Origin of the sequence: uncultured Campylobacter sp., from assembly GCF_938040115.1 — a bacterium.
In the GTDB taxonomy this organism is placed as follows: Bacteria; Campylobacterota; Campylobacteria; order Campylobacterales; family Campylobacteraceae; genus Campylobacter_A.
Genome location: NZ_CALHXD010000086.1, coordinates 1 through 3,909, shown reverse-complemented (window position 1 = coordinate 3,909; position 3,909 = coordinate 1). Strand labels below are relative to the sequence as shown.

4 protein-coding genes are annotated in these 3,909 nt (G+C 47.8%); 1 reads left to right on the top strand and 3 read right to left on the bottom strand.

Annotation, left to right across the window (positions count from 1 at the left end; all coding sequences use genetic code 11):
* The 3 genes from Q0314_RS03140 to dcd all read right to left on the bottom strand — a co-directional run.
* The coding region (locus Q0314_RS03140; protein ID WP_298056415.1) for an aminotransferase class V-fold PLP-dependent enzyme at positions 1 to 699 on the bottom strand (699 nt) is incomplete at its 3' end.
* A 201-nt stretch (positions 700 to 900) separates the two neighbouring features.
* Positions 901 to 1,899 (bottom strand): UDP-N-acetylglucosamine 4,6-dehydratase (inverting), encoded by a 999-nt coding sequence (gene pseB, locus Q0314_RS03135; protein ID WP_298056413.1) that lies wholly within the window; start codon positions 1,897 to 1,899, stop codon positions 901 to 903.
* Positions 1,900 to 2,269: 370 nt separating this feature from the next.
* Complete coding sequence (gene dcd / locus Q0314_RS03130) at positions 2,270 to 2,830, bottom strand: dCTP deaminase (protein ID WP_002948812.1); 561 nt, start codon at positions 2,828 to 2,830, stop codon at positions 2,270 to 2,272.
* A gap of 193 nt (positions 2,831 to 3,023) precedes the next feature.
* Between dcd and Q0314_RS03125 the strand changes: the two genes are divergently transcribed.
* Positions 3,024 to 3,909, top strand: an 886-nt coding sequence (locus Q0314_RS03125; RefSeq protein ID WP_298056410.1) for a S8 family serine peptidase, incomplete at its 3' end; no start/stop codon positions are given.

Genomic DNA, 3,909 nt, shown 5'->3' with positions numbered 1-3,909 from the left:
CGCGCAGGCGACGTCGGGCAAGCGGTAGTTGTAGCCAAGCACCGTCTGGTCGCTGTCCCAGAGGCGTTTTTTAGCTATGCCGTGCGAGCGGTAGAGGCGTGCCAAGCGTGCGATCTCGTCGTCGTTTGTCGCTAACGCGCCGCCCTCAAAGGTCGTTAGCGGCTTAACCGGGTGAAAGCTAAAAATGCTAACGTCCGCTTTTGCGCCGACTTTTACGCCGCCTTGCGAGCTACCCAGCGCGTGCGAAGCGTCGTCAAGTACCTTTATGCCGCGCTGCTTGGCTAGTTTTAGGATGGCGTCTAAATTTACGGGATTGCCGCCGAAATCAACCGCCGTTATGACTTTGGTTTTAGGCGTGATGAGGCTTACTAGCGCGCTTTCATCGATATTTCCGTCAAATTTAACGGGCGCAAATTTAACTTCCGCCCCAGCCATTAGCGCCGCATTTGCCGTCGCCGCAAACGTGATGGGCGTCGTTACGACCTCGTCGCCCTCTCTCACACCAAGCGCTAGATATGCGACGTGAAGTGCGCTCGTCGCCGAGTTCATCGCTACGACATGCTTTACGCCGACGTATTTTGCGATAGCCTGCTCAAATTCTCCGACCTTGTCGCCGCCGGTTAGGATATCGTCTTTTAGGGCGCTCACGACGGCAGCGATGTCGGAGTCGGTGATTTGTTGTCTGCTGTAAGGTATCATTTTTATCCTTTTTCGGCTTGTCTTTTTGGCGGCTCGTCTTTTTTGCTTATACTTCGTTAGAAATTTCGCCGAAGCTCGGTTACATACTATATGTATGCGCCCTCGCTCGGCTCATTTCCACCTCGTCTAAACGCAAAAATACTTCGCCTTGTTTTTCTAAAATTTTAGATTTCGGCTCAAATTTTATAAATTTCGGCCAAACTATTTACTGGCCTCGATCATCTCCAAAAGCCCGTCTTTATCTAGCCAAATTTTATTTTTATCTGAGCTGTACTCGAAATTTTCCTCCACGAGATGCCCTTTTTCGCCTAGCGCGTTTATGCTAAAGTCGTCGTCCTTGCTCGTAAATTTGATCGACGGGCTGATCACGTAGTGGTCGTCAAACTCGTACGTTAGGTGCGCGTCGTCCTTGCCGACCATTACTTCGTGCATCTTTTCGCCAGGGCGGATGCCGATTATTTTTACGCCAAGTTGCGGCGCCATGGAGCGAGCAAGCTCGATCATCGTCATTGATGGGATTTTTGGGATGAAAATTTCGCCGCCTTTCATACGCTCAAAGTTTTTAAGTACGAAATTTACGCCCTGTTCTAGCGTGATCCAAAACCGCGTCATATCAGCGTGCGTGATCGGTAGCTCCTTCGCGCCTTCTGCAATCAGTCTTTTAAATAGCGGTACGACCGAGCCGCGAGAGCCTACGACGTTGCCGTAGCGAACTACGCTAAATCGCGTTTTTTTACTACCCGCGATGTTGTTTGCCGCGACGAAAAGTTTATCGCTGGCAAGCTTGGTCGCGCCGTATAAATTTACCGGGTTGCACGCCTTATCGGTCGAGAGCGCGATGACCTTGCTCACGCCGCACTCTAGCGCCGCGTCGATGACGTTTTGCGCGCCGTTGATGTTGGTTTTTATGCACTCCATCGGGTTGTATTCTGCGATAGGAACGTGCTTCATAGCGGCTGCGTGGATGACGTAGTCGATGCCGTTCATCGCGGTCATCAGGCGCTTTTCGTCGCGCACGTCGCCGATGAAAAATCGCATCGCGGAGTCTTTGAAAACCTGCGCCATCTCGTACTGTTTTAGCTCGTCGCGAGAGTAGATGACTAGCCTTTTGGGTTTAAATTTGGAGAGTAAAATTTCGGTGTATTTCTTGCCGAATGACCCGGTGCCGCCGGTGATGAGGATGGATTTTCCGTTAAACATTTATTTTTGCCTTTCGCGGCTCGTTTTTGCCGTACGTCGCAAACTAAATTCGTTCGATCGCGCATTTCATATACGCTCCTTCGCAAATTTTTAGATTTGTCTCGTCTGACGAAAACGATTCGCCGTTTATTTAAATTTTATTCAGCCGGAGCAAAAACCGTGCCTTAAATTTGATTCAAAATTTTATCCATAAATTTAATGCGGGCGCAGTATTTTTCGCTTTTACTTCACGCTTTGCGCTCGTAATGAGACTTTGCTACGAGGAGGCGAGGCGAATTTAAATTTTTAAGCGTAGGCTAACCGCAAAAAGGTTGTCTGGCTTAAAAATTTAAATACAACGAAGCATAAGCAAAAAAGACAAGCCCCTAAACTACTTCAAAATCCTAGGCAGAGTAATACCCTCCTGCGCCTGATATTTACCCTTTTTATCCGCATACGTCACCTCGCACGGCTCGTCGCCTTCGATAAATAGCACCTGCGCGATGCCTTCGTTCGCGTAAATTTTAGCCGGTAGCGGCGTCGTGTTTGAAATTTCTATCGTGATGTGCCCCTTAAATCCGGGCTCAAAAGGCGTAACGTTTACGATGATACCGCAACGAGCGTAGGTGCTTTTGCCTAGGCAGATAGCTAGCACGTTATCTGGCATGTTAAAATACTCGATTGTGCGCGCTAGAGCGAATGAATTTGGCGGGACGATGCACACATCGCCTTTGAAATCCACTACGTTTTTCTCGTCGAAATTTTTCGGATCGACCACGGTACCGCCGATATTTGTAAAGATTTTAAACTCGTCGCCCACGCGGATATCGTAGCCGTAGCTAGACACTCCGTAGCTAACCACGCCGCGTCCGACTTGCTCCTCGGCAAACGGCACTATCATCGCCTTTTCGTGCGACATTTTGCGTATCCAGGCGTCAGATTTTAGCCCCATTTTTTACCTTTATTTTAAATTTACGCGATTATAACATAATTTAAATTTACGTAAAATTTGAGTGCCGTTTTACACCAAAATTTATCAAATTTGAATACGTTATCAGCAAATTTTCTTATTTTTTATAATTAATTTTTAAATTAAAGCAAAGTATAATAACATATTTTAAATTCTCTTAAACGAAAGGAAAATAATGCATTCAAACACGTCGCGTAAATTTGCAAATTTACGCAGTAACAAGGGCTCAAATTTGCCTCTTTCGGCGCTCACCTGCTTGCTACTAGCCGCAAGCGGAGCTTATGCTTACACCGAGGCCGGTGTTTCCGGTAATACTTCTAGTTGGGAGAGCGCGGAGTATAAAAGCGACTGGGGCTTAGTCTCCATGAACGCCTCCACGGCTTACGCTCTAGGCTTTAACGGTAGCGGAACGAAGATCGGCGTCATGGACTCTGGCGTACTTTTGAGCCATCCGGAGTTTCAAGACGGTAGGATTCATACAGTAAAAACGATCGGCAACTATGGCAAAAACGGCATGAGATACCCTGACGCCGCACTAGGAAACGGCCCGATAGATAAAAATCAGCCAGTAAAAGACGGCAAGCGAAATTTTAATAAAAACGACAACGGCGTGTTTAAAAAAGGCGAAGCTTTTAACGACGACGGTAGTTGGGTAAAGGGCGTAAACGACGCTCACGGCACCCACGTGGGCGGTACGATGGCGGCTAGTAGAGACGGTAGCGGCATGCACGGCGTTGCGTTTGGCGCGCAGCTATACTCCGCAAATACCGGCGGCAACGACAACATGACGTATGGACCAAACCAAGACTACAACTACTTTCTAAAGGGCTACACCGCTTTAGCTGACGCGGGCGCAAAGGTGATAAACAATAGCTGGGGTTCTAATAGGCGCGTAAATTCATCCTTTGCGGGCGCACTGGGATATAAGCCTACTTATGGCTGGCGAGCCGTGCCTGAATACGACGTGGAATTTTACGACGTAACGGTGGCTAATCAAACTACCGCAGCAAAAGACCATATAAATTTAAAAGATATGAACGAGGCCAAAAAGGCTTATTATC

Bases quoted from the DNA above. Each gene is read 5' to 3' on its own strand.
- pseB (WP_298056413.1), bottom strand. From the start codon at position 1,899: ATGTTTAACGGAAAATCCATCCTCATCACCGGCGGCACCGGGTCATTC.
- dcd (WP_002948812.1), bottom strand. From the start codon at position 2,830: ATGGGGCTAAAATCTGACGCCTGGATACGCAAAATGTCGCACGAAAAG.